Source organism: Vibrio sp. SG41-7, assembly GCF_014164465.1.
GTDB lineage: Bacteria > Pseudomonadota > Gammaproteobacteria > Enterobacterales > Vibrionaceae > Vibrio > Vibrio splendidus.
Genome location: NZ_JACJFF010000251.1, coordinates 1 through 2,424 on the forward strand (window position 1 = coordinate 1; position 2,424 = coordinate 2,424).

The window sequence follows — 2,424 nt, forward strand, 5'->3', positions numbered from 1 at the left end:
ATGAAAGGGCAGTCCTCTCCACTCAAGTCTAACTCTGAGTAATTGGAGCTGAGAAGTTGAGTGATGGCGGTACGCCAACACTTCTCAGTGGTCTTAGCTTTAAAGAAAATGGGCTTCCATAGACCCGTCATTCCGCAGCTAATTTCAGATTTAAAATAGTGTGATCTAGCTTTCGTTTATTCACCCCAAGAAGGTGTGATGCTTGACGAAGCTCCCCAGCTTTGATCTATTACTGTTATTTGCCGGTCGCTTAATATGTCTGCATCTCAACCTGTCATCAAACGCTTAGATCACCTCGGATTAATCGCTGCTTTTTGTCATGAAATTGACCTACCCGGCATCATAGACCGCATCATTCCAAAGTATTCAGAGCACCGCGTTTCACACGGAGATGCTGTCCTTGCAATGATTTTAAACGGGCTAGGCTTTCACAGCCGTACTTTGCACATGTTCGCCGACTTTTTTGAGACTAAGCCAGTCGCAAAGTTACTGGCAAAAGATATTGAAGCTAAACACTTAACCGATGACGTACTGGGCCGCACGTTAGATGCACTCTATGACGCTGACGTATCTGCGATTTATCAAGGCATTGCTGAACATGTGGTAGATAAGCTTGGATTAGTAACTGAGTCCGTGCACCTTGATATCACAAGCTTCCACGTTGATGGTGAGTATGCGCAAAGCAACGATATCAATGCGATTCAACTGGTTAAAGGTTACAGTCGTGACCACCGCCCAGAGCTAAACCAAGTTGTCTTGGAGCTCATCTGTGAAAACCAAGCTGGATTACCCGTTTACATGCAAGCGCTGAGCGGGAATACAAACGATGCTAAAGCGTTTGCCGAAGTCACCAAGCGCCATATCCATTGCCTAAAGGCCGCGCAAAATAGTCGATACTTCATTGCTGATGCTGCTCTATACACGGAAGAAAGTATTCGTTCACTAGATGAACAGCAGCAAAAATTCATCACTCGCGTACCAATGACGCTAAAACTTGCAAAACAAGCATTGCTCAATCTTAAACCAGAGCAATTAACCGCCATTGGTAACGGCTACTCTGGCCACTGGATACAATCTGATTATGGTAAAGTTGAGCAGCGTTGGTTGTTGGTAAAAAGTGAGCAAGCAACCAAACGAGAAGAAGCAACCTTCTACAAAAACCTCGATAAAAATCTCGCCAAAGAGCTCAAGCTATTAAGCCAGCTAACAAAAAAACAATTTGCATGTGAAGTCGATGCCCAAAAAGCGATGGATGAGTTAGCTCGCGGATGTCAGTTGTTAGGGTTTGAGCACACTACAATTATCAAAGAGCCTATCTACTCAGGGCGTGGACGTCCAAAAAAAGACGCTAAACCAACAAGTTACCAATACGTTATTGAAGCTTCGCCGTTTACTGATTTAGATAAGGTGAAGCTTGCTAAATTAAAGGTTGGCATGTTCATCATCGCCACCAACGACACTGAAAGTTCCGACCTATCAATGTCGGCATTACTTGAACATTACAAGTCGCAGCAAAAAGTCGAACGTGGCTTTCGATTCTTGAAAAGCCCTGAATTTTTAACCTCATCAATCTTCTTGAAAAAGGCACAGCGTATTGAAGCTCTGTTGATGATCATGACGTTGAGTCTGTTAGTTTACTCAGGTCTCGAGCATAAGGTACGAGAGCAACTAGCTCAGACCGACGAGTTTTTCCCAAGTATGGTGAAGAATAAAACGACGTCAAAGCCGACGGCACGTTGGGTATTTTTGAAATTTGAGGGTATAGATACCCTTGAAATAGGTGATCAGCGAATCATAACAGGCATGCAAGAGCATCAAACTCGACTTATCAAATTACTTGGTCAGCTATACGAAGCGGTTTATTCCTAAATTGGCTGCGAAATGTCGGGAGCGCCACGAGGTGCTCAACACTGTTTTAGGCTCAAAGCGCAGCCAAGCGATTACATGGCATAACAGACCTAAAACGTTAACCTAAACATTAGGTTAAGTCCAGTAGGGTGAAAGGTCCCTACCTAGTAAATTGCTAGTTCAACTAGAAGTCTGACTGGCATACATGGCGGTAACGGCATGATATGAAGCCCAGTGACAAAGACGAGAAATCGTTGAGACGTAATGTAGGCCGTAGCATTAAGCGAACTTGGTTAAGCATCGTCACGCAAGTGGAAATGGGGAGTCGCTCCGACTATACGAACCCTGCCACACACAGTGAAGCAACTAGCATGAGCAACTGTGTGGTTTCCCGGTGTAATACAAGATGGCATGCATTGAAGGATGTTGAGTAAACGTGGGAGAGCCTATTGCTGTGGGAGTAGCGCCCCAACTCAGAGATATAAGGGGGGACCTCGAAATTCTCAGAGTACACACAATAGGCAGTCGGATGAGCCCATAGTACCGATGATGATGAGGACAACATAACCTCATCTA

General features: G+C 44.6%; 1 protein-coding gene and 1 pseudogene. One reads left to right on the forward strand and one right to left on the reverse strand.

Going from position 1 to position 2,424, the window contains the following annotated elements:
- Nucleotides 1–137 (reverse strand): annotated as a pseudogene (locus H5300_RS28210) (IS91 family transposase); the annotation flags it as partial.
- A 118-nt stretch (nucleotides 138–255) separates the two neighbouring features.
- Between H5300_RS28210 and H5300_RS26350 the strand changes: the two are divergent.
- Entirely contained in the window at nucleotides 256–1,869 is a 1,614-nt protein-coding gene (locus tag H5300_RS26350) for an IS1634 family transposase (protein WP_182797324.1), read from the forward strand.
- Nucleotides 1,870–2,424 lie beyond the last annotated feature (555 nt).

Excerpts from the sequence above, each read along its gene's own strand:
- H5300_RS26350 (WP_182797324.1), top strand. The coding sequence starts at position 256 with ATGTCTGCATCTCAACCTGTCATCAAACGCTTAGATCACCTCGGATTA.